24 protein-coding genes and 1 pseudogene are annotated in these 23,188 nt (G+C 68.4%); 19 read left to right on the top strand and 6 right to left on the bottom strand.

Annotation, left to right across the window (positions count from 1 at the left end):
- A partial coding sequence (locus A5686_RS06785; protein WP_067932381.1) for a replication-associated recombination protein A occupies window positions 1–1,143 on the top strand: 1,143 nt, incomplete at its 5' end.
- Here the strand turns inward: A5686_RS06785 and A5686_RS06780 are convergent.
- Window positions 1,140–1,763 (bottom strand): hypothetical protein, encoded by a 624-nt coding sequence (locus tag A5686_RS06780; protein ID WP_067932379.1) that lies wholly within the window; start codon window positions 1,761–1,763, stop codon window positions 1,140–1,142. The two genes, A5686_RS06785 and A5686_RS06780, sit on opposite strands and share 4 nt — an antisense overlap.
- Window positions 1,764–1,955: 192 nt before the next feature.
- Between A5686_RS06780 and A5686_RS06775 the strand changes: the two genes are divergently transcribed.
- The 10 genes from A5686_RS06775 to aroQ all read left to right on the top strand — a co-directional run bounded on the left by A5686_RS06775 (window position 1,956) and on the right by aroQ (window position 11,631).
- Window positions 1,956–2,345 carry a secondary thiamine-phosphate synthase enzyme YjbQ gene (locus A5686_RS06775; protein ID WP_197520499.1) on the top strand — a complete coding sequence of 130 codons (390 nt, stop codon included), beginning with the start codon at window positions 1,956–1,958 and terminating at the stop codon, window positions 2,343–2,345.
- 131 nt (window positions 2,346–2,476) lie between these two features.
- Window positions 2,477–5,179 (top strand): alanine--tRNA ligase, encoded by a 2,703-nt coding sequence (gene alaS / locus A5686_RS06770; RefSeq protein ID WP_067932375.1) that lies wholly within the window; start codon window positions 2,477–2,479, stop codon window positions 5,177–5,179.
- Window positions 5,180–5,686, top strand: coding sequence for a Holliday junction resolvase RuvX (ruvX, locus tag A5686_RS06765; RefSeq protein ID WP_067932373.1), 507 nt, complete (start codon window positions 5,180–5,182; stop codon window positions 5,684–5,686). It begins immediately after the preceding gene.
- Window positions 5,679–6,926, top strand: coding sequence for an endolytic transglycosylase MltG (mltG, locus tag A5686_RS06760; protein ID WP_067932371.1), 1,248 nt, complete (start codon window positions 5,679–5,681; stop codon window positions 6,924–6,926). The genes ruvX and mltG overlap by 8 nt, the downstream gene beginning before the upstream one ends.
- The gene (locus tag A5686_RS06755; protein WP_067932369.1) at window positions 6,901–7,740 is read left to right on the top strand and encodes a shikimate dehydrogenase; all 840 of its coding nucleotides are present in this window, start codon (window positions 6,901–6,903) and stop codon (window positions 7,738–7,740) included. The genes mltG and A5686_RS06755 overlap by 26 nt, the downstream gene beginning before the upstream one ends.
- A 10-nt stretch (window positions 7,741–7,750) precedes the next feature.
- Window positions 7,751–8,188 (top strand): A24 family peptidase, encoded by a 438-nt coding sequence (locus A5686_RS06750; RefSeq protein ID WP_067932368.1) that lies wholly within the window; start codon window positions 7,751–7,753, stop codon window positions 8,186–8,188.
- A gap of 132 nt (window positions 8,189–8,320) precedes the next feature.
- Window positions 8,321–9,526 (top strand): chorismate synthase, encoded by a 1,206-nt coding sequence (gene aroC, locus A5686_RS06745; RefSeq protein ID WP_067932386.1) that lies wholly within the window; start codon window positions 8,321–8,323, stop codon window positions 9,524–9,526.
- Window positions 9,526–10,053, top strand: a complete 528-nt coding sequence (locus A5686_RS06740) for a shikimate kinase (RefSeq protein ID WP_067932366.1) — start codon at window positions 9,526–9,528, stop codon at window positions 10,051–10,053. Before aroC ends, A5686_RS06740 begins: the two co-directional genes overlap by 1 nt.
- Window positions 10,050–11,135 carry a 3-dehydroquinate synthase gene (gene aroB / locus A5686_RS06735; RefSeq protein WP_067932364.1) on the top strand — a complete coding sequence of 362 codons (1,086 nt, stop codon included), beginning with the start codon at window positions 10,050–10,052 and terminating at the stop codon, window positions 11,133–11,135. The genes A5686_RS06740 and aroB overlap by 4 nt, the downstream gene beginning before the upstream one ends.
- 49 nt (window positions 11,136–11,184) lie before the next feature.
- On the top strand, window positions 11,185–11,631 hold the full coding sequence (gene aroQ, locus A5686_RS06730) for a type II 3-dehydroquinate dehydratase (protein ID WP_067932362.1): 447 nt from the start codon (window positions 11,185–11,187) through the stop codon (window positions 11,629–11,631).
- Here aroQ and A5686_RS06725 read toward each other — a convergent pair.
- The gene (locus tag A5686_RS06725) at window positions 11,628–12,338 is read right to left on the bottom strand and encodes a B-4DMT family transporter (RefSeq protein ID WP_197520498.1); all 711 of its coding nucleotides are present in this window, start codon (window positions 12,336–12,338) and stop codon (window positions 11,628–11,630) included. The two genes, aroQ and A5686_RS06725, sit on opposite strands and share 4 nt — an antisense overlap.
- A 33-nt stretch (window positions 12,339–12,371) precedes the next feature.
- On the opposite strand from A5686_RS06725, the gene A5686_RS06720 reads away from it, so the two are divergent.
- The 5 genes from A5686_RS06720 (at window position 12,372) to A5686_RS06700 (ending at window position 18,164) form a co-directional block, all read left to right on the top strand.
- Window positions 12,372–13,481 (top strand): Xaa-Pro peptidase family protein, encoded by a 1,110-nt coding sequence (locus tag A5686_RS06720; protein WP_067932360.1) that lies wholly within the window; start codon window positions 12,372–12,374, stop codon window positions 13,479–13,481.
- 258 nt (window positions 13,482–13,739) lie between these two features.
- Window positions 13,740–14,303, top strand: coding sequence for an elongation factor P (efp, locus tag A5686_RS06715; RefSeq protein ID WP_067932358.1), 564 nt, complete (start codon window positions 13,740–13,742; stop codon window positions 14,301–14,303).
- Window positions 14,300–14,809 carry a transcription antitermination factor NusB gene (gene nusB / locus A5686_RS06710; RefSeq protein WP_067932356.1) on the top strand — a complete coding sequence of 170 codons (510 nt, stop codon included), beginning with the start codon at window positions 14,300–14,302 and terminating at the stop codon, window positions 14,807–14,809. The genes efp and nusB overlap by 4 nt, the downstream gene beginning before the upstream one ends.
- Window positions 14,806–15,207, top strand: a complete 402-nt coding sequence (locus A5686_RS06705) for an antitermination protein NusB (protein ID WP_067932354.1) — start codon at window positions 14,806–14,808, stop codon at window positions 15,205–15,207. Before nusB ends, A5686_RS06705 begins: the two co-directional genes overlap by 4 nt.
- 95 nt (window positions 15,208–15,302) lie before the next feature.
- Window positions 15,303–18,164, top strand: a complete 2,862-nt coding sequence (locus tag A5686_RS06700) for an aminotransferase class I/II-fold pyridoxal phosphate-dependent enzyme (protein WP_067932352.1) — start codon at window positions 15,303–15,305, stop codon at window positions 18,162–18,164.
- 4 nt (window positions 18,165–18,168) lie between these two features.
- Here A5686_RS06700 and A5686_RS06695 read toward each other — a convergent pair whose 3' ends face one another.
- A complete protein-coding gene (locus A5686_RS06695) occupies window positions 18,169–18,453 on the bottom strand; it encodes a hypothetical protein (RefSeq protein WP_067932350.1) in 285 nt (94 codons plus the stop codon).
- A 104-nt stretch (window positions 18,454–18,557) separates the two neighbouring features.
- Here A5686_RS06695 and A5686_RS06690 point away from each other — a divergent pair, with 104 nt between their 5' ends.
- Window positions 18,558–19,970 (top strand): ATP-binding protein, encoded by a 1,413-nt coding sequence (locus A5686_RS06690; RefSeq protein ID WP_369829682.1) that lies wholly within the window; start codon window positions 18,558–18,560, stop codon window positions 19,968–19,970.
- On the opposite strand, the gene A5686_RS06685 is transcribed toward A5686_RS06690, so the two are convergent.
- The 3 genes and pseudogenes from A5686_RS06685 to A5686_RS06675 form a co-directional block, all read right to left on the bottom strand.
- Window positions 19,952–20,620: a response regulator transcription factor gene (locus A5686_RS06685; protein ID WP_067932346.1), complete on the bottom strand. Its 669-nt coding sequence runs from the start codon at window positions 20,618–20,620 to the stop codon at window positions 19,952–19,954. The two genes, A5686_RS06690 and A5686_RS06685, sit on opposite strands and share 19 nt — an antisense overlap.
- Window positions 20,621–20,653: 33 nt before the next feature.
- Window positions 20,654–20,971 (bottom strand): annotated as a pseudogene (locus tag A5686_RS06680) (hypothetical protein).
- A 157-nt stretch (window positions 20,972–21,128) separates the two neighbouring features.
- On the bottom strand, window positions 21,129–21,956 hold the full coding sequence (locus A5686_RS06675; RefSeq protein ID WP_067932344.1) for a hypothetical protein: 828 nt from the start codon (window positions 21,954–21,956) through the stop codon (window positions 21,129–21,131).
- A 229-nt stretch (window positions 21,957–22,185) separates the two neighbouring features.
- Here A5686_RS06675 and A5686_RS06670 point away from each other — a divergent pair, with 229 nt between their 5' ends.
- Complete coding sequence (locus tag A5686_RS06670; RefSeq protein ID WP_067932342.1) at window positions 22,186–22,947, top strand: GntR family transcriptional regulator; 762 nt, start codon at window positions 22,186–22,188, stop codon at window positions 22,945–22,947.
- Window positions 22,944–23,174 carry a ferredoxin family protein gene (locus tag A5686_RS06665; protein ID WP_067932339.1) on the top strand — a complete coding sequence of 77 codons (231 nt, stop codon included), beginning with the start codon at window positions 22,944–22,946 and terminating at the stop codon, window positions 23,172–23,174. Before A5686_RS06670 ends, A5686_RS06665 begins: the two co-directional genes overlap by 4 nt.
- Window positions 23,175–23,188: the final 14 nt, after the last annotated feature.

The raw sequence follows: 23,188 nt of genomic DNA, 5'->3' as shown, positions 1-23,188 counted from the left end.
GGGCCGCCCGGCAGTGGCAAGACAACCCTGGCGGCGCTGATCTCGCAGGCGACCGGCCGCCGGTTCGAGGCGCTGTCGGCCCTCTCGGCCGGCGTCAAAGACGTTCGGGCGGTGATAGAAAAGGCGCGCACCGCGCTCCTTCATGGGGAGCAGACGGTGCTGTTCATCGACGAGGTACACCGATTCTCCAAGACCCAGCAGGACGCGCTGTTGTCCGCGGTGGAGAACCGGGTGCTGCTGCTGGTGGCGGCGACCACGGAGAACCCCAGCTTCTCGGTGGTGGCGCCGCTGCTGTCGCGTTCGCTGATTCTGCAGCTGCGGCCGCTGGGAGCCGACGACATCCGCGCCGTGGTGCAGCGCGCCATCGACGATCCACGCGGCCTGGGCGGGCAGACCGCGGTCGCGCCGGAGGCCGTCGACCTGCTGGTGCGGTTGGCCGCCGGGGACGCCCGCCGGGCGTTGACCGCGCTGGAGGTCGCCGCCGAGGCGGTCGGGCCGGGCGGCGAGTTGACCGTCGCGGCCGTCGAGCAGTCCCTGGACGAGGCAGCGGTGCGCTACGACCGCGACGGCGACCAGCACTACGACGTCATCAGCGCCTTCATCAAGTCGGTCCGCGGCTCGGACGTCGACGCCGCGCTGCACTATCTGGCCCGCATGCTGGTCGCCGGCGAGGACCCACGGTTTGTCGCGCGCCGGCTGATGATCCTGGCCAGCGAGGACATCGGCATGGCCGACCCGGCGGCGTTGCAGGTCGCGGTTGCCGCCGCGCAGACGGTGGCGCTGATCGGCATGCCCGAGGCGCAGCTCACGCTGGCGCACTGCACGATTTATCTGGCCAGCGCGCCGAAGTCGAACGCGGTCACCACTGCTCTGGCCGCGGCGATGGCCGACATCAGGGCCGGCAAAGCCGGCCTGGTTCCACCCCATCTGCGCGACGGGCACTATTCGGGCGCGGCGGGACTGGGCAACGCGCAGGGCTACAAGTACTCGCACGATCACCCGGATGGGGTTGTCGCACAACAATATCCACCTGATGAGCTGGTAGGGGTCGACTACTACCGGCCTACCGGCCGTGGCGGTGAACGTGAGATGGCCGGCCGGCTGGACCGGCTGCGCGCGATCATCCGCCGCAAGCGGGGTTAGACCAGCTCGGGCACCCGCAGGTGGGCGATCGCCAGCTCGAACTCGGCGACGTCGATCACCTCGGCGCCCAGGTCGCGGACCCGCCTGCTGCGCAGTTCGCTGGCGCGGTCGCGGTTGCGGGCCATCGCCTCCATGGAGTCGAACGTGGAACAGCTCACCGCGCGGCGGCAGGCGGGGTGGTCGACCATCAGGCTGGCGCTGCAGAACCCGTCGAGGTTTTCCATCTCGGGCAGCACCGCCATGCGGTAGAACTCCAGCGACCGGTTCAACTGGTCCGGCACCACCTTGAGCCAGGTGGCGCGCACACACGCGCCGGGGCGGGAGGGGTGGTCGCGGTGCAGCAACGGGATGTCCCATTCCTCGACCCGCGCGCTGCCGTCGAACATCAGCGCGGCCCGGTCCCGGATGGGTGCGACCTGCTCGGCGCTGCCGCGCATCGCTTCAATGGTTTCCCACGAGCTGGTGGCGATGCAGGTGCCGGATTGCCGATCGACCAATAGCGAAAGCCCCACACACCCATCGATCTCGGTGAGGGCGGGCATGACGACATCGCGAACGTGCGCAATACCGATGTCGACGGACAGGGGTTGCGCCTGAATGGTGGTGGAGCGTGCGTACACGGTTGAACCCCTCCTGTGTCGGGGCGGCGCCCCGGTGGCGCCACCGGTCCCACCCGCTACCTTCCTCCTGCCGGTTACTCGTCGCAACGCTTTGGAAAAGCTTCTCCGCCGCCTTGGATGCTGTGGCAGCGCTCACAACTGATTGGCTGGTGGTCAGGCTCGCGCCGTAGGCTTGGCCCAGTGCATACCGATGTGTTGGACGTGGACACCTCGCGCCGCCGAATCGTCGATCTGACCGAGGCGGTGCGCGGGTTCTGCTGGTCGCGTGGGGACGGCCTGTGCAACGTGTTCGTCCCGCACGCCACGGCCGGGGTGGCCATCATCGAGACGGGCGCCGGTTCCGACGACGACCTGGTCGACACGCTCGAGCGCCTGTTGCCGCGCGACGATCGGTACCGGCATTCGCACGGCTCCGTGGGCCACGGCGCGGACCATGTGATGCCGGCGCTCGTCGCGCCGTCGGTCACCGTTCCGGTGTCGGCCGGTGAGCCGATGCTGGGTACGTGGCAAAGCATCGTCCTGGTCGACCTGAACCGGGACAACCCGCAGCGCTCGGTCCGGCTGAGCTTTCTGGAGGGTTAGCGCCCCGGTGTCCGTCGCGTCGGGGCAGGTACTGTGAGCGGTCGAAATGCGTCGTTAGACGGGCTTCCCATGCCCCGGCGAATAGGCTGGGATCCAGACACCGAAGTAACAGGAAGAAGCGGACTCCGAAAGTGCAGACACACGAGATCAGGAAGCGGTTTCTTGATCATTTCGTGAAGGCGGGCCACACCGAGGTGCCGAGCGCGTCGGTGATCCTCGATGACCCCAACCTGCTGTTCGTCAACGCGGGCATGGTCCAGTTCGTGCCCTACTTCCTGGGCGCGCGAACTCCGGAATACTCGACCGCCACCAGCATCCAGAAGTGCATCCGCACCCCCGATATCGACGAGGTCGGTATCACCACCCGGCACAACACGTTCTTTCAGATGGCCGGCAACTTCTCGTTCGGCGACTATTTCAAGCGTGGTGCCATCGAACTGGCCTGGACCCTGTTGACCAATGGCGTCGAGCAGGGCGGTTACGGCCTCGATCCCGAACGCATCTGGACGACAGTCTTTTTCGACGACGACGAGGCCGTGCAGCTGTGGCAGGAGATCGCCGGACTGCCGGAGGATCGCATCCAGCGGCGTGGCATGGAAGACAATTACTGGTCGATGGGCATCCGCGGTCCGTGCGGCCCGTCCTCGGAGATCTACTACGACCGCGGGCCGGAGTTCGGCGTCGAGGGCGGCCCGATCGCCAACGAGGACCGCTACATCGAGATCTGGAACCTCGTGTTCATGCAGAACGTACGCGGCGAGGGTACCGGCAAAACGGACTTCGAGATCCTGGGGCCGTTGCCCCGCAAGAACATTGACACGGGCATGGGCGTGGAGCGGGTCGCTTTCATCCTGCAGGGCGTGCACAACGTCTACGAGACCGACCTGTTGCGGCCCGTCATCGACACCGCGGCGGCACGCGCACCGCGCGGCTACGACGCCGGCAACCACGACGACGACGTGCGCTACCGGGTGATCGCCGACCACAGCCGCACCGCGGCCATCCTGATCGGCGACGGCGTCACGCCCGGCAATGACGGCCGGGGCTACGTGCTGCGCCGGTTGCTGCGCCGGGTGATCCGCTCGGCCAAGCTGCTCGACATCGAGGGACCCATCGTCGGTGACCTGATGGCCACCGTGCGCGACGCGATGGGCCCGTCGTATCCCGAATTGGTCGCCGACTTCGACCGCATCCGGCGCATCGCTGTCGCCGAGGAAACCGCGTTCAACCGCACGCTGACGGCGGGTTCGAAGCTGTTCGACGAGGTGGCCGGCGCTACCAAAGCCTCTGGTGCGAAAAGGATTTCGGGCTCGGACGCTTTCACCCTGCACGACACATACGGATTCCCGATCGAGCTCACGCTGGAGATGGCGTCCGAGGCCGGCCTGAAGGTGGACGAAGTCGGCTTCCGGGAATTGATGGCCGAGCAGCGCCGCCGCGCAAAGGCCGATGCCGCCGCACGCAAGCACGCGCACGCTGACCTGACCGCCTACCGCGAGCTGGTCGACGCCGGGCCCACCGAGTTCACCGGCTTCGACGAATTGACTTCCGAGGCAAAGATTCTGGGTATCTTCGTCGACGGCAAGCGGGTTCCGGTGGTCACGCACGGCGCCGAAGGGGCCGACCGGGTCGAACTCGTGCTCGACCGCACCCCGCTGTACGCCGAGGCCGGCGGCCAGATCGCCGACGAGGGCACCATCAGCGGGACGGGCGCTGGACAAAGCGCCCGCGCCGCGGTCACCGACGTGCAGAAGATCGCCAAAACCCTGTGGGTGCATCGGGTTAACGTCGAGTCCGGTGAGTTCGTAGAGGGCGACACGGTCGTCGCGGCGGTCGACCCGCAGTGGCGCCGTGGCGCCACCCAGGGGCATTCGGGTACCCACATGGTGCACGCGGCGCTGCGACAGGTGCTGGGCCCCAACGCCGTTCAGGCCGGGTCGCTGAACCGGCCGGGCTACCTGCGATTCGACTTCAACTGGCAGGGGCCGCTCTCCGAAGACCAGCGCACCCAGGTCGAAGAGGTGACGAACCAGGCCGTGCAGGCCGACTTCGAGGTGCATACCTTCACCGAGCAGCTGGAGAAGGCCAAGGCTATGGGCGCGATGGCCATGTTCGGCGAGGCCTACCCCGACGTGGTCCGGGTGGTGGAGATCGGCGGCCCGTTCTCGCTGGAGCTCTGCGGTGGGACCCATGTGCACAACTCGGCTCAGATCGGGCCGGTGACGATCTTGGGCGAATCCTCGGTCGGTTCTGGGGTGCGCCGGGTGGAGGCCTACGTCGGGCTGGAGTCATTCCGGCACCTGGCCAAGGAACGCGCGTTGATGGCGGGGCTGGCGTCGTCGCTGAAGGTGCCGTCCGAGGAGGTGCCCGCCCGGGTGGCCAACCTGGTGGAGCGACTCAAGGCGGCCGAGAAGGAACTCGAGCGCTCCCGGCTGGCCGGCGCGCGGGCCGCCGCGACCAACGCCGCGGCCGGCGCGGAGCGTATCGGTAACGTCCGGGTGGTGGCGCAACGGATGTCGGGTGGGATGACGGCGGCCGATCTGCGCTCCCTGGTCGGCGACATTCGCGGCAAGCTGGGCAGCGATCCCGCGGTGGTCGCGCTGATCGCCGAGGGCGGGGACGGGTCGGTGCCGTATGCGGTCGCCGCGAACCCGGCCGCCCAAGATCTCGGGCTTCGCGCCAATGACCTGGTCAAGCAGCTAGCCGCGACCGTCGACGGGCGTGGCGGCGGCAAGGCGGACCTGGCGCAGGGTTCCGGTAAGGATCCGGCGGGCATCGACGCAGCGCTGGACGCGGTGCGGTCCCAGATCGCGGCGATAGCGCGGGTCGGTTGAGTGGTCTTGACACAGCACCGCTTGCCTGACCGGCCCGGCGATCCTGTCCAGGACCCTGGACGGGGACGACGGCTCGGCATCGACGTGGGCAGCGTCCGCATCGGCGTGGCCTGCAGCGATCCCGACGCCATCCTGGCCACCCCGGTCGAAACCGTCCGCCGGGACCGCAACGGTAAGCACCTGCGGCGGCTGGCCGCACTGGTCGCCGAACTCGAGGCCGTCGAGGTGGTCGTCGGGCTGCCGCGCACGCTGGCCGATCGCGCCGGGCCGTCGGCGATCGACGCGATCGAGGTGGCCGGCGCACTGGCCCAGCGGATCGCGCCCATTCCGGTGCGGCTGGCCGACGAGCGGTTGACGACCGTGGCCGCGCAGCGATCGCTGCGCGCGGCCGGGGTGCGGGCCAGGGAACAGCGTGCGGTGATCGATCAGGCGGCAGCGGTGGCCATCCTGCAGAGTTGGCTGGATCAGCGCCGCGCGGCGGTGGCGGGAGAGCTCAGCGATGGTTGACAGCGCACGGCGGGACCGAGCCGAGCCCGAGGCGGTGGGACCGCCCTCCCGGCACAGGTCGAGCCGCGTCGCCCGCAAGCAGGCGAAGCGGGGCCGTCGGCGGCGCTTCGCCGTCAAGATCGCGCTTGCGGTGTTCTTCGTGGTGGTGCTCGCCGGCGTGTTCGCGGGCGGCAAATTGTGGCACACGCTGTTCGGGCTCGGTGACGACTACAGCGGTAGCGGCAAGCGGGACCTGGTGATTCAGGTTCAGGCCGGTGACTCCACGACCAACATCGGCGAGACGCTGGAAAAAGAGCAGGTCATCAAGACGGTGCGAGCATTCGTCAACGCCGCGCACGGCAACAGCGCCATCAACTCGATTCAGCCCGGCTTCTACCGGATGCGCACCGAAATCCCGGCGGCCAACGCCGTCGCGCGCCTCGCCGACCCGAACAGCCGGGTGGGCCGGCTGGTCATCCCGGAGGGCCGTCAGGTCGACGACACCACCGACATGAAGACCAACGTGGTGACGCCGGGGATCCTGACGCTGATCTCGCGCGCCACCTGCGTGGATCTCGACGGTCACACCCGCTGCGTCCGGGTGGATGATCTGCGCGCGGCGGCGACCAACAGCTCCGCCTTGGCGTTGGCAGTGCCGCCATGGGCCACCGAGCCCGTCGGCGAGCTCGGCAAGGACCACCGGCGGATCGAGGGTTTGATCGCGCCCGGCACCTTCAACATCGACCCGTCCGCCTCACCGGAGACCATCCTGTCGACCCTGATCGGCGCCGGTGCCGAGGAGTACGTGAAATCCGGGTTGGTGGACACCGCCGTGGCCATGGGCCTGTCGCCGTACGACATCCTGGTGGTGGCGTCGCTGGTGCAGCAGGAATCCAACTCCCAGGACTTCGCCAAGGTCGCCCAGGTCATCTACAACCGCCTGCACGCCCACCACACGCTCGAGTTCGACTCGACGGTCAACTACCCGCTGGACCGCCGCGAGGTGGCCACCAGCGACGCCGACCGTGGCCAGAAGACGCCGTGGAACACATACGTGTCGCAGGGCTTGCCCGCCACCGCGATCTGTTCGCCCGGTACCGACGCACTGAACGCCGCCGAGCACCCGCAGCCCGGTGACTGGCTGTACTTCGTCACCATCGACGCTCAGGGCACGACACTGTTCACCCGCGACTATCAACAACACCTGGCCAACATCGAGCTGGCTAAGCACAACGGTGTCCTCGACAGCACTCCCCGCTAGCGCGGCGCCGCGCAGGGCGGGCGTGCTCGGCAAGCCGATCGCGCACTCGAAATCCCCGCAGTTGCACCTGGCCGCCTACCGCGCGCTGGGTCTGACCGACTGGACCTACGACCGCATCGAATGCGACGCCGAGCAGCTGCCCGGCGTTGTCCGCGGATTCGGGCCCGAATGGGTCGGGGTGTCGGTGACCATGCCCGGCAAGTTCGCCGCCCTACGGTTCGCCGACGAGCGCACCGACCGTGCGGAGCGGGTGGGATCGGCCAACACCCTGGTCCGCACGCCGACCGGCTGGCGGGCCGATAACACCGACATCGACGGGGTCACCGGGGCGCTCGCGTCAATTGGGCGGTTCTCTGGATGGGCGCTCGTCTGTGGATCGGGCGGCACCGCGCCGGCCGCCGTCGCCGGCCTGGCCCAACTGGGCGTCGCCGGCATCACCGTCGTGGCCCGCAATCCCGACAAGGCGGCCCGGTTGATGGACCTGGGCAAGCAACTGGGCGTGCCCACCCGGTTCTGCGATCTGGACGGCGACGGGCTGGCCGACGAGGTGGCCGGCGCCGAGGTGCTGGTCAGCACCATCCCGGCGGACGTCGCCGAACGCTACGTCGGCACCTTCGAACGCGTCGGTGTGCTGCTGGATGCCGTCTACGATCCGTGGCCCACGCCGCTGGCCGCCGCGGTGAGCGCCGCGGGCGGCCGGGTGATCAGCGGCCTGCAGATGCTGCTGCACCAGGCCTTCGCGCAGGTGGAACAGTTCACCGGGCTGCCCGCACCGCGCGAGGCGATGGCTTGCGCGGTGGCCGCACCGGATTAGCCTGCCGCGCATGCGGATTGCGACGGCCTGTCTGGTGCTGGCCTGGCTGGCGGCGTTGAGTTGGTATGACATCCGCGAACGACGCTTGCCGAACCCGCTGACGCTGACCGGGGCCGCGGCGGTCCTGGCCGTCGCGACGATGGCCGGGCGCGGGTCGCCCGCGCTGGCCGGAACCGTGGCCTTGACGGCGATCTATCTGGTGGTGCATTGCGCGGCGCCGGACGGAATGGGGGCCGGCGACGTCAAGCTGGCTCTCGGTCTGGGCGCGCTGACCGGTTGCTTCGGGGCCGGCGCATGGTTTCTGGCGGCGTTGGGCGCGCCGCTGCTGACCGCGGTGGTCGGCGCGGTCGCCCGGCTTCTCGACCGCGCCCATGACGCGGCCACCGTGCCGCACGGGCCATCGATGTGTCTGGCCAGCGCGGCGGGCGTCGGGCTGGCGCTGCTCTGACGCCCTCCGACCCCGTAGGGTCGCCGCGCAGCGCCAGGTCGACATCGCCTTCTGACCCGTGCCTCGGCGGACCGCTATCGCCGCGGACTGCGCGAATCGGCATTCGGAACTCGACATGGGAAGATGGGACCCGTGTTGCGTTGGATCACTGCTGGGGAGTCGCACGGCCGCGCGCTGGTGGCCGTGCTCGAAGGCATGGTCGCCGGTGTGGAGATCACCTCCCTCGACATCGCCGAACAGCTGGCCCGGCGCCGTCTCGGATACGGTCGCGGCGCGCGGATGGCGTTCGAGCGCGACGCGGTGAGCGTGCTGTCCGGGGTGCGTCACGGCGTCACCTTGGGCGGGCCCATCGCGGTCGAGATCGGCAATACCGAATGGCCGAAGTGGGAGACGGTGATGGCCGCCGACCCGGTCGACCCGGGGGAGCTGGCGGACAGCGCCCGCAATGCGCCGCTCACCAGGCCGCGGCCCGGCCACGCCGACTACGCGGGCATGCTCAAGTACGGCTTCGATGACGCCCGGCCGGTGCTGGAGCGGGCGAGCGCCCGCGAAACCGCGGCCCGCGTGGCGGCGGCCACGATCGCCCGCTCGTTCCTGCGCCAGGCGCTCGGCGTCGAGGTGCTCTCGCACGTGATCGCGATCGGTCCGTCGGCGCCCTACGTGGGCCCGCCGCCGGGCCCGGACGACCTGCCTGCGATCGACGCCAGCCCCGTGCGCGCCTTCGACAAGGCGGCCGAGGAGGCGATGATCGCCGAGATCGAGGCCGCCAAGAAGGACGGCGACACGCTCGGCGGTGTGGTCGAGGTGGTGGTCCTGGGTCTGCCCGTCGGGCTGGGCTCGTTCACCAGTGGCGACAACCGGCTGGACAGCCAGCTCGCCGCCGCCGTTATGGGCATCCAGGCGATCAAGGGCGTCGAGATCGGCGACGGTTTCGAGACCGCACGCCGCCGCGGCAGCCGCGCCCACGACGAGATGTATCCAGGCCCCGACGGCGTGGTGCGCTCGACCAATCGCGCGGGCGGCCTGGAAGGCGGCATGACGAACGGCCAGCCGCTGCGGGTGCGCGCCGCGATGAAGCCCATCTCCACGGTGCCGCGGGCGCTGGCCACCGTCGACATGGCGACCGGCGACGAGGCCGTCGCGATCCACCAGCGCTCGGACGTGTGCGCGGTGCCGGCCGCGGGCGTGGTGGTGGAGGCCATGGTGGCGCTCGTGCTGGCCCGGGCGGCGCTGCAGAAGTTCGGCGGCGATTCGCTGGCCGAAACCCGCCGCAACGTCGAGGGCTATCGACAGGCGGTCGCCGAGCGGGAGTCACCGGCCGCCCGGGGTACGGCGTAATGGCGCCCAAGGCGGTCCTGGTGGGCCTGCCGGGGTGCGGCAAGTCGACCATCGGCCGGCGGCTGGCCAAGGCGCTCGGTGTCGATTTCCTGGACACCGACGTGGCCATCGAGCAGCAGACGGGGCGCCGCATCGCCGACATCTTCGCCGCCGACGGCGAGGCGGAATTCCGCCGCATCGAGGAAGGCGTGGTGCGCGCCGCGCTGGCCGACCACGACGGCGTGGTGTCGTTGGGGGGCGGCGCGGTCACCACGCCGGGGGTGCGCGAGGCGCTCGCCGGCCATACCGTCATCTACCTGGAGATCAGCGCGACCGAAGGCGTGCGGCGCACCGGCGGCAACACCGTGCGCCCGCTGCTGGCCGGACCCGATCGCGCCGACAAGTACCGTGCGCTGCTGGCCGAACGCAGCCCGCTGTACCGGCGGGCGGCGACCATCCGCGTCGACACCAACCGGCGCAACCCGGGCGCGGTGGTCCGCTACATCGTCTCGCGGCTGCAGCAGGCTCCGGCCGGGGCCGCCACATGACCGGTGATCCGGTCACGATCGAGGTGGCCGTAGACCCGCCGTACCCGGTGATCGTCGGTACCGGCTTGCTCGGCGAGCTCGACGAACTCCTCTGCGACCGGCACAGGGTGGCCATCGTGCATCAACCGGTGCTGGCGGAGACCGCCGAGGTGATTCGAAGCCGGTTGGCGGACAAGGGCGTTGACGCGCACCGCATCGAAATCCCGGACGCCGAGGAGGGCAAAAACCTTCCTGTGGTCGGTTTCTTGTGGGAAGTCTTGGGCCGCATCGGGATTGGCCGCAAAGACGCATTGGTCAGCCTCGGCGGCGGGGCGGCCACCGACGTCGCGGGGTTTGCGGCGGCCACCTGGCTGCGCGGTGTCGACATCGTGCACGTGCCCACCACGTTGCTCGGCATGGTCGACGCTGCCATCGGGGGCAAGACCGGGATCAACACCGACGCGGGCAAGAACCTGGTCGGGTCGTTCCATCAGCCACACGCCGTTCTGGTCGACCTGTCGACACTGCAGACGTTGCCGGCCAACGAACTTGTCGCGGGGATGGCCGAAATCGTCAAGGCGGGATTCATCGCCGATCCGGTGATTCTCGACCTCATCGAGGCCGATCCGCAGGCCGCGGCCGACCCGGCGGGTGACGTGCTGGCGGAGCTGATCCGGCGCTCGATCGCCGTCAAGGCAGAGGTTGTCGCCGCCGACGAGAAAGAGTCGGAGCTGCGCGAAATCCTCAACTACGGGCACACATTGGGGCACGCGATCGAGCGTCGCGAGCGCTACCAGTGGCGGCACGGAGCCGCGGTGTCGGTGGGATTGGTCTTCGCCGCCGAGCTGGCCCGGCTGGCCGGGCGCCTCGACGACGCCACCGCGCAGCGGCACCGCACCATCCTGTCCGCGCTCGGCCTGCCGGTCAGCTACGACGCCGACGCGCTGCCGCAGTTGCTGGAATACATGGCGGGAGACAAGAAGTCGCGCGCCGGCGTGCTGCGCTTCGTGGTCCTCGACGGCCTGGGCAAGCCGGGCCGGATGGCCGGCCCCGACCCGTCGCTGCTGGCGGCGGCCTATGCCGGACTCGCGGAGGCGTCATGACCTGCGCCGGCGATGATGCACAGCGAAGCGATGAGGGGGAGCGGTGCCGATGACCACCGTCGTGAACGTCATCAACGGCCCCAACCTGGGCCGGCTGGGCCGGCGCGAGCCGGACGTGTACGGCGACACGACGCACGATGAACTGGCCGCGCTGATCGAACGGGAGGCCGACACGCTCGGCCTCAAAGCCGTTGTGCGGCAAAGCGATAATGAATCAGACCTGCTCGACTGGATCCATTCGGCGGCCGACGCGGGCGAACCGGTGATCCTCAATGCCGGCGGCCTCACTCACACCTCGGTGGCGTTGCGTGACGCGTGCGCGGAGTTGCGTGCGCCCCTGATCGAAGTGCACATCTCCAATGTCCATGCACGCGAAGAGTTTCGGCGACACTCCTACCTCAGCCCCGTCGCGACCGGCGTGATCGTCGGGCTGGGAGTGCAGGGCTACCTGCTCGCCCTGCGTTATCTGGCCGGAGATCCCGGCGCCAACAGCTAGCCCTTGCCGGGTTCCTTGCCGCGCCTGGTGTCCTCGTCGCCGGTGCGGATCACCTCGGTCTTCGGGTCGTCCCCGGGCTTGGCGATCGTTTCGGTCGGTGATTCGGTGGTGGACACCTTGTCGGTGGGCGCCTCGCGCTCGGCTGTGGCGACCGACCCGGTCCGCGCCTCGGTGTGGGCAGCGGACGACTGCGTGGGAATCTCGCCGGTGGGCGCGTCGTCGGCGCGCACCGCGGAGAACACGTCGGTGTCGGCCCGCTCCTCGTCAGTGCCGGGCCGGCGCGGCGGGGGATTGCGATCCACCCGCCAGCGCCCGATGGTCACGCCGAGGATGCCGGGCACGAAGACACACAGGGCGGTGAAGGCCGCGAACGTCGTCACCTCGTTGAGCAGCCCCCCGGTGTACAGGCCGCTGTAAAAGGTCGCGATCAGCCAGGAGACGGCTCCACTGAGCACACCGGCCACCAGACCGGCCAGCAGCCAGGTCATCGCCAGGTCGCCGCGGCGGTCCGGATCGGGGTTGGCGATGGCGTCGGCCCGGCCGTCGCGAATTCCCCAGATGATCACGCCGATGATGAACAAGAGCAGCAGCGCCACGCTGAACAACGTCGCCTGGGTCTGCCAAGCGTTGATCAGCGCACCCTGGAACAATCGGACTACGACCATCGCCGCGGCGTAGACCAATCCGCGCAGCATCCAGTTACTCATGGCCCAAAAGCGTAGCGAGTACCGTCAAGACCCGTGACACATTCACAGCGTCGAGACAGGCTCAGGGCACGACTCGAGGCCAGCGGATTGGATGCGCTGCTGGTCACGGACCTGGTGAACGTCCGTTACCTTTCCGGTTTCACCGGGTCCAACGGCGCGTTGCTGGTGTTCGCCGACGATCGAGACCCGGTGCTGGCCACCGATGGGCGGTACCGGACCCAGGCCGCCGAGCAGGCGCCGGACCTCGAAGTCGCCATCGAACGGGCGCTCGGACGCTACCTGGCCGCTCAGGCCGCCGAGGCGGGCGCGCACAAGCTGGGCTTCGAAAGCAACGTGGTGACCGTCGACGGATTCGACGCCCTGACCCGCGAGCTGGCCGAACGGAACTCGGCCACCGAACTGGTCAAGGCGGCCGGGACCGTCGAGGCGCTGCGCGAGGTCAAAGACGCCGGCGAGGTCGCCCTGCTGCGGCTCGCCTGCGAGGCGGCCGACGCGGCACTGAGCGATCTGGTGGCGCGTGGCGGCCTGCGGCCCGGCCGGACCGAGCGCGAGGTCAGCCGCGAGCTCGAGGGCCTGATGCTGGACCACGGCGCCGACGCGATCTCGTTCGAGACCATCGTGGCCGCGGGGCCGAACTCGGCGATCCCGCACCACCGCCCCACCGACGCGGTGCTGGCCAGCGGCGACTTCGTCAAGATCGACTTCGGGGCGCTGGTCGGCGGCTATCACTCCGACATGACCCGCACCTTCGTGCTCGGCAAGGCCGCCGACTGGCAGCTGGATATCTATCAGCTGGTCGCCGACTCGCAGCGGGCGGGCCGGGAGGCGCTGCACGCCGGCGCCGACCTGCGCGAGGTGGACGCCGCGGCGCGCCGGGTGATCGCCGATGCCGGCTATGGCGAGCACTTCAGCCACAGTCTGGGTCACGGTGTGGGCTTGGAAATCCACGAGGCGCCGGGCATCGGCGCCACGTCCACCGGCACGTTGCTGGCCGAATCCGTGGTGACCGTCGAACCCGGCGTGTACCTGCCCGGCCGCGGCGGGGTGCGCATCGAGGACACGCTGGTGGTGCCGGAGGAGGCTCGCGGCGCGCCCCCGGAATTGCTGACCAAGTTTCCCAAGGAGCTGACCGTCTTGTCGTAGCCCCGAGGGAGTCGGCCACGTGCGCGCGGCTTCGCCCGGGGCCAGCCGCGCGAGTACAGTCGGGTGCGTTCACGCCGCTGCCGTCGCCGGACGGGCAAGCCGCGCTCGGCTCCGAACACGTCCACCGCTAACGGGGTTTCGCGCCTCACCGCCCGACCCCGGCCAGGGGTGCGCGGCCGCGGAGCGCTCTAAACTGACCGACAAGTCACAGACAGTTCCGCAGGAAACTGTCCAACGTCCGAGGAGATATACCGAACCGTGGCAAGCACTGCCGATTTCAAGAACGGACTGGTACTGGTGATCGACGGCCAGCTGTGGCAGATCGTCGAATTCCAGCACGTCAAACCGGGCAAGGGTCCCGCTTTCGTGCGGACCAAGCTGAAGAATGTGCTCTCCGGGAAGGTCGTCGACAAGACGTACAACGCCGGCGTGAAGGTGGAGACCGCCACCGTCGACCGGCGCGACACCACCTACCTGTACCGCGACGGCTCGGACTTCGTCTTCATGGACAGCCAGGACTACGAGCAGCACCCGCTGCCCGAGTCGTTGGTCGGCGACGCCGCCCGGTTCCTGTTGGAGGGGCTGCCGGTGCAGGTGGCGTTCCACGATGGGGCTCCGTTGTACATCGAGCTGCCCGTGTCGGTCGAGATGGAAGTCACGCACACGGAGCCGGGCTTGCAGGGCGACCGGTCCAGTGCCGGCACCAAGCCCGCCACCGTCGAAACCGGGGCCGAGATCCAGGTGCCGCTGTTCATCAACACGGGAGACAAGCTGAAGGTCGACACGCGCGACGGCAGCTACCTGGGGCGCGTCAACGCGTGAGCAGACCCGTCAGGGGACGCCATCAGGCCCGCAAACGTGCCGTCGACCTGTTGTTCGAAGCCGAGGCCCGTGGGCTGAGCCCGGCGGAGATTGTCGACGTCCGCGCCGGGCTTGCCGAAACCAACCCCGAAATCGCGCCCCTGCAGCCCTATACGGCCGCGGCGGCCCGGGGCGTCGGCGAGCACGCCGCGCACATCGACGACCTGATCAGCTCGCATCTGCAGGGCTGGACGCTGGACCGGCTGCCCGCCGTGGACCGCGCCATCCTGCGCGTGGCGGTCTGGGAGCTGCTGTATGCCGACGACGTGCCGGAGCCGGTCGCGGTCGACGAGGCCGTGCAGCTGGCCAAGGAGCTGTCCACCGACGAATCGCCGGGCTTCGTCAACGGGGTCCTCGGTCACGTCATGCTGGTGACGCCGCAGATCAGGGCCGCCGCCCAGGCGGTTCGCGGTGCGGTGGGTTCCGATGCCGCCGACACACCGGAGGACCACGGACCGCAGTCATGACCCGCTTGGAACTGCGCCTGCTCGTGGCGGCCGTCCTAGCCGCGACGGTGGTGGTGGGTGCGGTGCTCTGCGCCGCGTACCGGCTGACCGTCGTCGCCTCGGTGCTCTCGATCTATGCGCTCGGCGTGGGCGCCTGGCTGTATCACTGCGTCGAACGGGTGGTTGTCGCCCGGCGCATCAGCACGGTGCGCTCCGCGGCCAAGCCGCTGCAGCCGCTGCTGCCGGTGATGGCCGCGATCATGGCGCTGACGCAGGGCGTGGTGAGGTCGCTCAGCGATGTCACCGAGTTACCGGTCCGGCGCTGGGAGCTGCCCATGCTGCGGCGGGCGGACGGCGCCCGCGGTCGCGGGCGGGTTATCGACGGCGACGTGGACAGTGACGACGACGCGGAACGCTGATCAAGCTGGGGTGAAATGACCACGGGCGTGGCGTAGCGGGTTCACAATACGAACGGCACGTCCGCGGCGGCGATCCGAGAAGAACAGGTGAGGTCATGATTCGATACACCACCCAGCCGCGAAGACTTCGGGTGTCTGCGCTGGCGGCCGTGGCCAACCCGTCATACGCCCGGGTCGACACCTGGAACCTGCTCGACGACGCCTGCCGTCACCTCGCCGAGGTGGACCTCGCCGGGCTGGACAAGGCCCACGACGTGGCCCGGGTGAAACGCCTGATGGACCGCATCGCCGCCTACGAACGCTACTGGCTGTACCCCGGTGCGGGGAATCTGGCGAACTTCCGCGCCCACCTGGAGAGCCTGTCCACCGTGCGGCTCACCGAAGAGGTTTCCCTGGCCGTGCGGTTACTGAGTGAATACGGCGACCGCGCAGGGCTTTTCGATACGTCGGCGCCGCTGGACGACCAAGAGCTGGTCGCCCAGGCCAAGCAGCAGCACTTCTACACGGTGCTGCTCGCCGACGACGCGCCGAGTACCGCCCCGGACAGCCTGGCCGAGTGCCTGCGCGCGCTGCGCTGTCCGTCCGACGACGTGCAGTTCGAAATCTTGGTGGTTCCCAGCGTCGAGGACGCCATCACCGCGGTCGCGCTGAACGGGGAGATTCAGGCCGCGATCATCCGCGACGACCTGCCGCTTCGGTCCCGCGACCGGTTGCCCTTGATGAACACGCTGCTCGGGCCCAATGAGGATGCGGGAGACGTCATCCCGGACCGCGCCAACGATTGGGTGGAGTGCGGCGAGTGGATCAGGGAGCTGCGGCCGCACATCGACCTGTATCTGCTGACCGACGAGTCGATCGCCGCCGGCGATGACGCCGAGCCCGACGTCTACGACCGGACGTTCTATCGACTCAACGATGTCACCGACCTGCATAGCACGGTGCTCGCCGGACTGCGAAACCGTTATGCGACACCGTTTTTCGACGCATTGCGGGCGTACGCCGCCGCGCCGGTCGGTCAATTCCACGCCCTGCCCGTAGCGCGCGGCGCCAGCATCTTCAACTCCAGGTCGCTGCAGGACATGGGGGAGTTCTACGGCCGCAACATCTTCATGGCCGAAACCTCCACCACCTCCGGTGGACTCGACTCGCTGCTGGACCCGCACGGCAACATCAAAAAGGCGATGGACAAGGCCGCGAAGACGTGGAACGCCGATCACACCTACTTCGTCACCAACGGGACGTCGACCGCCAACAAGATCGTGGTGCAGTCGCTGACCCGGCCGGGCGACATCGTGCTGATCGACCGCAACTGCCACAAGTCGCACCACTACGGGCTGGTGCTCGCCGGTGCCTACCCGCTGTATTTGGACGCGTATCCACTGCCGCAGTTCGCGATCTATGGCGCGGTGTCCCTGCGCACGATCAAGCAGACGCTGCTGGATCTGGAGGCGGCCGGACAGTTGCACCGGGTCCGCATGCTGCTGCTGACCAACTGCACCTTCGACGGTGTCGTCTACAACCCGCTGCAGGTCATGCAGGAGGTGTTGGCGATCAAGCCCGACATCTGCTTCTTGTGGGACGAGGCATGGTACGCGTTCGCCACGGCCGTGCCGTGGGCCCGGCAACGGACCGCGATGGTGTCTGCCGAGCGCCTCGAGCAGATGCTGGCATCGCCGGAATACGTTGAGCAATACCGGGAATGGGCCGCAGCCATGGCCGGGGTTGATCGGTCGGAATGGATCGAGCGCAAGCTGATGCCCGACCCGGCCACCGCGCGGGTGCGCGTCTATGCCACGCACTCCACGCACAAATCGCTGTCGGCGCTGCGGCAGGCGTCGATGATCCACGTGCGCGACCAGGATTTCAACGCGCTCGCCCGCGATTCCTTCGGCGAGGCGTTTTTGACCCACACCTCGACATCACCGAACCAGCAGTTGCTGGCGTCGCTGGACCTGGCCCGGCGCCAGGTCGACATCGAAGGCTTCCAACTGGTCCGGCAGGTCTACGACATGGCGCTGGTCTTCCGGCATCGGGTGCGTAAGGACCGGCTGATCAGCAAGTGGTTCCGCATTCTCGACGAATCGGACCTGGTGCCTGAGGAATTCCGGGAGTCGGCGGTCAGCTCGACCGCTTCGATCAGGCAGGGCGCTTTGGCCGAGTGGAACCAGGCGTGGCGATCCGACCAGTTTGTGCTGGATCCGACTCGGGTCACGCTGTTCGTCGGGGCGACCGGAATGAACGGCTACGACTTCCGCGAGAAGATCCTGATGGAGCGGTTCGGCATCCAGATCAACAAGACGTCGATCAACAGCGTGCTGCTGATCTTCACGATTGGTGTCACATGGTCGAGCGTGCACTACCTGCTCGACGTGTTGCGCAGGGTGGCAATCGATTTCGACCGCATCGAGAAGGCGGCCAGCGTCGCCGATCGGGCGTTGCAGGAGCGTCATGTTGAGGAGATCACCGAGGATCTGCCGCATCTGCCCGACTTCAGTGAGTTCGACGTCGCCTTCAAGCCCGTCGACGAATGCAAGTTCGGCGACATGCGCTCGGCCTTCTACGCGGGATACGAAGAATCCGATCGAGAGCATGTGCTGATCGGCACCGCCGGCCGGCGGCTGGCCGAAGGTAAGACCCTGGTGTCGACCACGTTCGTGGTGCCCTACCCTCCGGGATTCCCGGTACTGGTGCCGGGCCAGGTGGTCTCCAAGGAAATCGTTTATTTCCTGGCCCAGCTCGACGTCAAAGAAATCCACGGCTACAACCACGATCTCGGGCTGTCGGTCTTCACGGAGACGGCGCTGGCCCGAATGGAGGCGCAACGCAATGCCGCGATGGCGGCGGTGGGTTCGGTGACCGCGGCTTTCGAGCTGCCCGCGGACGCGTCCGGGACCAACGGGGCACGCAACAACGGTGCCAACGACACTCCGGCCGTGCCGTCGGTCGCCGACAGCTGAGCGATCAACCGGTCGTCGAAGCCGGGTTCGCGCCGCACGTGGCGCTCGCGGAGGCGTGGGGTGCGCCCGGCGACCAGTCGGCGATACCGCGCCGGATCCCCGAAAGGAGTGCATCCCGATCGACAGGAGCCGTCTGGTTGCAGCTCGAACTGAGGGTGTTGAACGGGCTCGGGTCGGCGCCCGCCTGCGCCACTCCCAGGCCGACGCAGCCGAACACCACCGCCGCTGCGGCCAGCATTCGGGTGGTCGCACGATCGATACGGTGCGCGGGGCCTGCAGTACCAAGCATGACGCCGCAAGCCTAGGACGCGGCCGCTGAGAGGCCGCTGAGAAACGCGCTGAGCTCGATGTTTTCCCCCAGGCCGACGGGCCTGCAGAATCGGAGGCGTGCGGATACCCGGCGTCTGGCCATCTCGTCGACGCGGGCGAGTGCGGTCGTGGCACCTCGCGCCTCTGGGCATTTCGGCCCGCTCCGCCGCAGTGTCGGCGGTCGTTGTGCTGTGCGCGCTCAGTGTGGCCGGCGCGGGTTTGGACGCGGTCTTGTACCGCAAACTGATCGCGGGCGTCGACTACGCCGCCGCCGAAAGGGTCCGTGACATCACCAAGGCGCTGCAGTCCGAATCGCTCGACGACCTCGACAACGCGTTGCTGATCACCGATCAGCGGGTGGTCGCAACCCAGCTGATCGGTCCGGATGGCAACGTGGTCAAGCGATCCGGCTCCGCACCGAGAACACCGCTGGTCGCCGCGAGCGAGTTCGACTTCAACCTGCGCCGCGGCCTGCCCGACGACGTGGTGGCCGGTGAGGACATGCGTGTCAGTGGTCAAAAAGTCGCGACCCGATCCGGTGTGTACACGGTGCTGGTGGGGGGCGGCAGCGAGGCCGTCGAGGCGACCGCGCGCACTCTGGCGATCCTGTTGGCCTGCAGCGCGCCGGTGATCGTCGGGGTGGTGGCGGGGGCAACCTACTGGCTGGTGCGACGGTCGCTGCAGTCGGTGGACGCCATCCGGACCAGGGTGGCCGACATCTCGACGTCCGATCTGGCCGAGCGGGTACCCGTGCCCGACGGGCACGACGAGATCGCGGCCCTGGCCCTCACAATGAACGAGATGCTCTCGCGCCTGGAGGCGGGTCACCGCGCGCAGCAACGCTTTGTCGGCGATGCGTCACACGAATTGCGTAGCCCGTTGGCCACCATCATCTCCGGGCTGGAAGTGGCCGAAGCGCATCCCGATCTGCTCGACGCCGACCTGGCGGTCAACACCTTGCTGCCCGAGGCGCGGCGCATGCACACCCTGGTCGAGGACCTGCTGCTGCTGGCCCGCGCCGACGAGCAGACGCTGCTCCGGCGCAAAGAGCGGGTGGCCCTCGACGACCTCGCGCGGCCCGAGGCCGACCGTGCCCGCCGTGAAGCGCAAGTCGTGATCCACACCGATATCCGCCCGGCGCGGCTGGACGGTGACCCGGTGGCCATGTCGCGGATGATCCGCAACCTGGTCGAAAATGCTGTCCGCCATGCGGTTTCGTGTGTCGCCATCGAGGTCGGCGGCCGGGACGAAGTTGCGGTCCTTGTCGTCAGCGATGACGGCCCCGGGATCGCCCCGGCCGACCGGAACCGGGTATTCGAACGTTTCGTGCGCTTGGATTCCGACCGGGCGCGCAGCGGGGGAGGGGCCGGCCTGGGCCTGGCGATCGTCGCCGAGATCGTCGCCGCACACGGCGGCACGGTCAGCATCGACGACCCGCCCTGCGGCGGAACCAAGGTGATCGTGACGTTGCCGGTGTGTCAGCACAGCAATCGGTAACCGACGCCCCGGATGGTCTCGATGGTGTTGGTACCGAACGGAACATCGATCTTTCGACGTAGATAACCGACGTACACCTCGACCACGTTGTCGGGGCCGTGATGATGCGCGTCCCAGACGTTCTGCAATATCTCGGCCTTGGTCACCACCACATCCTTGTTGCGCATCAGGAACTCGAGCACCCCGTATTCGCGCGGCGTCAGCGCGATCGGGGTGGATCCCCGTTTGACCGCGTGCCGGGCGGGATCCAGGGCGAGTGTCCCTGCTTTCATCACCACCGGCCGTGCCGGCGCGCCGCGACGAATCAGGGCCCGCAGCCGCGCCACCAGCACGCGGAATGAGAAGGGCTTGGTCAGATAGTCATCGGCTCCCAGATCAAAGGCGTCGGTTTGGTCGTACTCACCGTCCTTGGCGGTGAGCATGAGTACCGGCGTCCACACGCTGTGCGACCGCATCCGGCGCAGCACCTCGTAACCGCTCAGGCCGGGCAGCATGATGTCGAGAACGACTACGTCAAAAGCGTTTTCGGTGGCTTCCCGCAGGCCGTCGACACCGTTGCCGACGGCCACGACCACGAACCCCTCCGCCTTGAGCCCCCGTGCCACGGTGGCACACAGCCGCGGTTCATCCTCAACGAGCAGGACTCGCATGGGTCAACGCTACGTCGGGCGCGAGACGCACCCTCAGTCGGGCCAGCGGGCCTCGATCAATACCTCGGCGCACGGGCCGCCCATCGCAGAACCGGTTGGTCGCCCCCCAGACGGCGCCGGCACTTTCCAGCTTGATGCGCACCGGGTGGCTGACGATGGTCTCACCCGGATTGGTATGGCTGAAGAACGTTGTCAGGCTGTCGAGGTCGACGTCGACCGTCCAGTCAGGCCACGGTGCTTGGAAGAAGTCACGGTTGAACCACATCGTCGGGCATTCTTCGATGCGACGCTCTCGCAAGCCCATTGGGGAAGCATCATGAGTGCCTGACGCTGCTGCGCGCCGGATGGCATCCCCGCTCCTCGTCGTCTACCCATCACCGACGTCACTACGGTACCTCCACTTCACTGTGACACCGTTGAAAGCGGGATTGCCCGCCCCGCCGTTGCCGCGGGTGAAACGCGGTTGGTGAATTAACCTCTCGGTGAGCGCGGCCCGAAAATCGTCCGGTCAGTTCGGGTCCTGGTCTGGTTGCTCGATGTCAAGGGGCGGCCCGGCTTCCGTCGCATCGTCTTTGGTCTGGCCGGGGTGGCGACCGGGACGTTGCGGTATCACGACGAGCAGCACCGCGATCAGGGCCGCCAGCACCGCCGAGGCGAGCGGGCGACTCCACGCCAGGCCGCCGTCGGCGACCGGCTTGTCGATGAAGTCACCCAGGGTCGCCCCCAGCGGTCGGGTGAGGATGAACGCCACCCAGAACAGGGTGACGCGGGAGATTGAGGTCCAGAAGTACAGGGCCGCGACCACTGCCAGGCCTGCCGCAAAAACCAGCGCGCCGCGTTCGTAGCCGAAATCCCGCGTGTCGGCCAGCCAGTCGCCGAGCGCGGTGCCCAGCGTCTGCGAGAACGTGATGGTTGCCCAATAGAAGGCCTCCACCTTGGGTGTCGAGACGGTGCTGACCGATACGGTGCCCTGCGACCATCGCCACACGACCAGGGTCACCACTAGACACGCCAGCAGCAGCAGCGATCCGCCGGTGTAGCCGATGCCCAGCGACCGGTCCGCGAAATCGGCCAGCACGGTGCCGAAGGTCGTCGAGGCCACGATCGTCAACCAGTAGAGGACCGCGTGGAATCGCTTGGCGAGGATCTGAGCCGCGACCAGCACCACCAGCGCGACGCCGAAGATCGCGACCCCGGCGGCATAACCCCAATTCAGGGTCATGGTGACGGTGTCGCCGCCCGTTTCGCCCAATGTCGTCGCCAAAACCTTGATGACCCAGAAGCCCAGCGTGACCGCCGGCACCTTGGTCAATGCGTGTTTCGAAACGTCCGTCATGCAAGCCATCTTGCGCCGTCGGGAGTCCGCACCCGGAATCGCGGGGGGCACGGCGTGGCAGGTTCTGCTCACCGGGATCACAAAGCCGACGGGTTCTCGCAGGTGGCGCAATGGCGTTGCGGGTGGGGGTTTTAGCTGGTCGGGTCCGACGGCGGCCCGGCGCAATACGCTCGGGCGTCGTCGCCGACCGTCCTGATCGACCCGAAAACCGCCTCTGAGCTGGGTTAGCGTGACTCCCGTGGCGCAACCAGTACCCATCGGGGGACCCAGGGCCGATCGGGCCCGCCGGGTCGCCGACGTGTTGCGCCAGCAGATCCACGCCGAGGCCTACCCCGACGGCCTGCCCGCCGAACTGGCGCTGGCCGCCGAATTCTCGGTATCGCGCAACACCATTCGGGAGGCACTGGCCGTCCTTAAACATGAGGGACTGATCGACCGCGGACCCAAGGTCGGCACACACGTCGCGCAGCGCAAGTACGACCACGGGCTCGACGCGCTGCTGGGTCTGAAGGAGACGTTCAAGGATCTCGGAGAGGTCCGCAACGAGGTGCGCGCCGCGATGTGTGTCACCGCGCCGCCGTCGGTGGCCCGCCGGTTGCGGCTGCAACCGGGCGAGCAGGCGGTGTTCGTCGAGCGGTTGCGTTACCTGGGTGATCTGCCGCTCAGCCTGGACCTCACCTACCTGGCCCCGGACATCGGCCGCGAGGTGCTCAACCATCCGCTGGAGACCAACGACCTGTTCGCGCTCATCGAAAAGGTGAGCGGGCAACGGCTGGGCTCGGCGGCGCTGGCGCTCGAGGCCATTCCGGCCGACGCGCACTCGGCGGCCACGCTGCAGGTGCCCGACGGCGCGGCGCTGCTGATGCTGGAGCGGCTCACCAGCCTGGCCTCCGGCACCCCCGTCGACCTCGAATACATCCGGATGCGGGGCGATCGAATCACCATGCGGGGCAATCTCGTTAGAGCCGAGCCGATGAGGAGCAACAGATGACGCTGATCAACAACAACCGCGTCGACGTGCCGGTCACGATCGACGAGTCGCTGTGTATCGACGGTTGCACGCTGTGCGTGGAGGTCTGCCCGCTCGATGCGCTGGCCATCAACCCCGACACCGGCAAGGCTTTCATGCACGTCGACGAGTGCTGGTATTGCGGCCCCTGCGCGGCCCGCTGTCCCACCGGCGCCGTCACCGTCAACATGCCCTACCTCCTCCGCTGAAAAGCAAGCAACTC

The organism is Mycobacterium sp. E2479 (assembly GCF_001667925.1).
Classification (GTDB): Bacteria; Actinomycetota; Actinomycetes; order Mycobacteriales; family Mycobacteriaceae; genus Mycobacterium.
Note: the sequence above shows the minus strand (reverse complement) of the source record. Positions and strands in the feature narration are given on the sequence as shown.

Bases quoted from the DNA above. Each gene is read 5' to 3' on its own strand.
- mltG (WP_067932371.1), top strand. From the start codon at position 5,679: ATGGTTGACAGCGCACGGCGGGACCGAGCCGAGCCCGAGGCGGTGGGA.
- A5686_RS06750 (WP_067932368.1), top strand. From the start codon at position 7,751: ATGCGGATTGCGACGGCCTGTCTGGTGCTGGCCTGGCTGGCGGCGTTG.
- A5686_RS06740 (WP_067932366.1), top strand. From the start codon at position 9,526: ATGGCGCCCAAGGCGGTCCTGGTGGGCCTGCCGGGGTGCGGCAAGTCG.
- aroB (WP_067932364.1), top strand. From the start codon at position 10,050: ATGACCGGTGATCCGGTCACGATCGAGGTGGCCGTAGACCCGCCGTAC.
- aroQ (WP_067932362.1), top strand. From the start codon at position 11,185: ATGACCACCGTCGTGAACGTCATCAACGGCCCCAACCTGGGCCGGCTG.
- A5686_RS06725 (WP_197520498.1), bottom strand. From the start codon at position 12,338: ATGAGTAACTGGATGCTGCGCGGATTGGTCTACGCCGCGGCGATGGTC.
- A5686_RS06705 (WP_067932354.1), top strand. From the start codon at position 14,806: ATGACCCGCTTGGAACTGCGCCTGCTCGTGGCGGCCGTCCTAGCCGCG.
- A5686_RS06700 (WP_067932352.1), top strand. From the start codon at position 15,303: ATGATTCGATACACCACCCAGCCGCGAAGACTTCGGGTGTCTGCGCTG.
- A5686_RS06695 (WP_067932350.1), bottom strand. From the start codon at position 18,453: ATGCTTGGTACTGCAGGCCCCGCGCACCGTATCGATCGTGCGACCACC.
- A5686_RS06685 (WP_067932346.1), bottom strand. From the start codon at position 20,620: ATGCGAGTCCTGCTCGTTGAGGATGAACCGCGGCTGTGTGCCACCGTG.
- A5686_RS06675 (WP_067932344.1), bottom strand. From the start codon at position 21,956: ATGACGGACGTTTCGAAACACGCATTGACCAAGGTGCCGGCGGTCACG.
- A5686_RS06665 (WP_067932339.1), top strand. From the start codon at position 22,944: ATGACGCTGATCAACAACAACCGCGTCGACGTGCCGGTCACGATCGAC.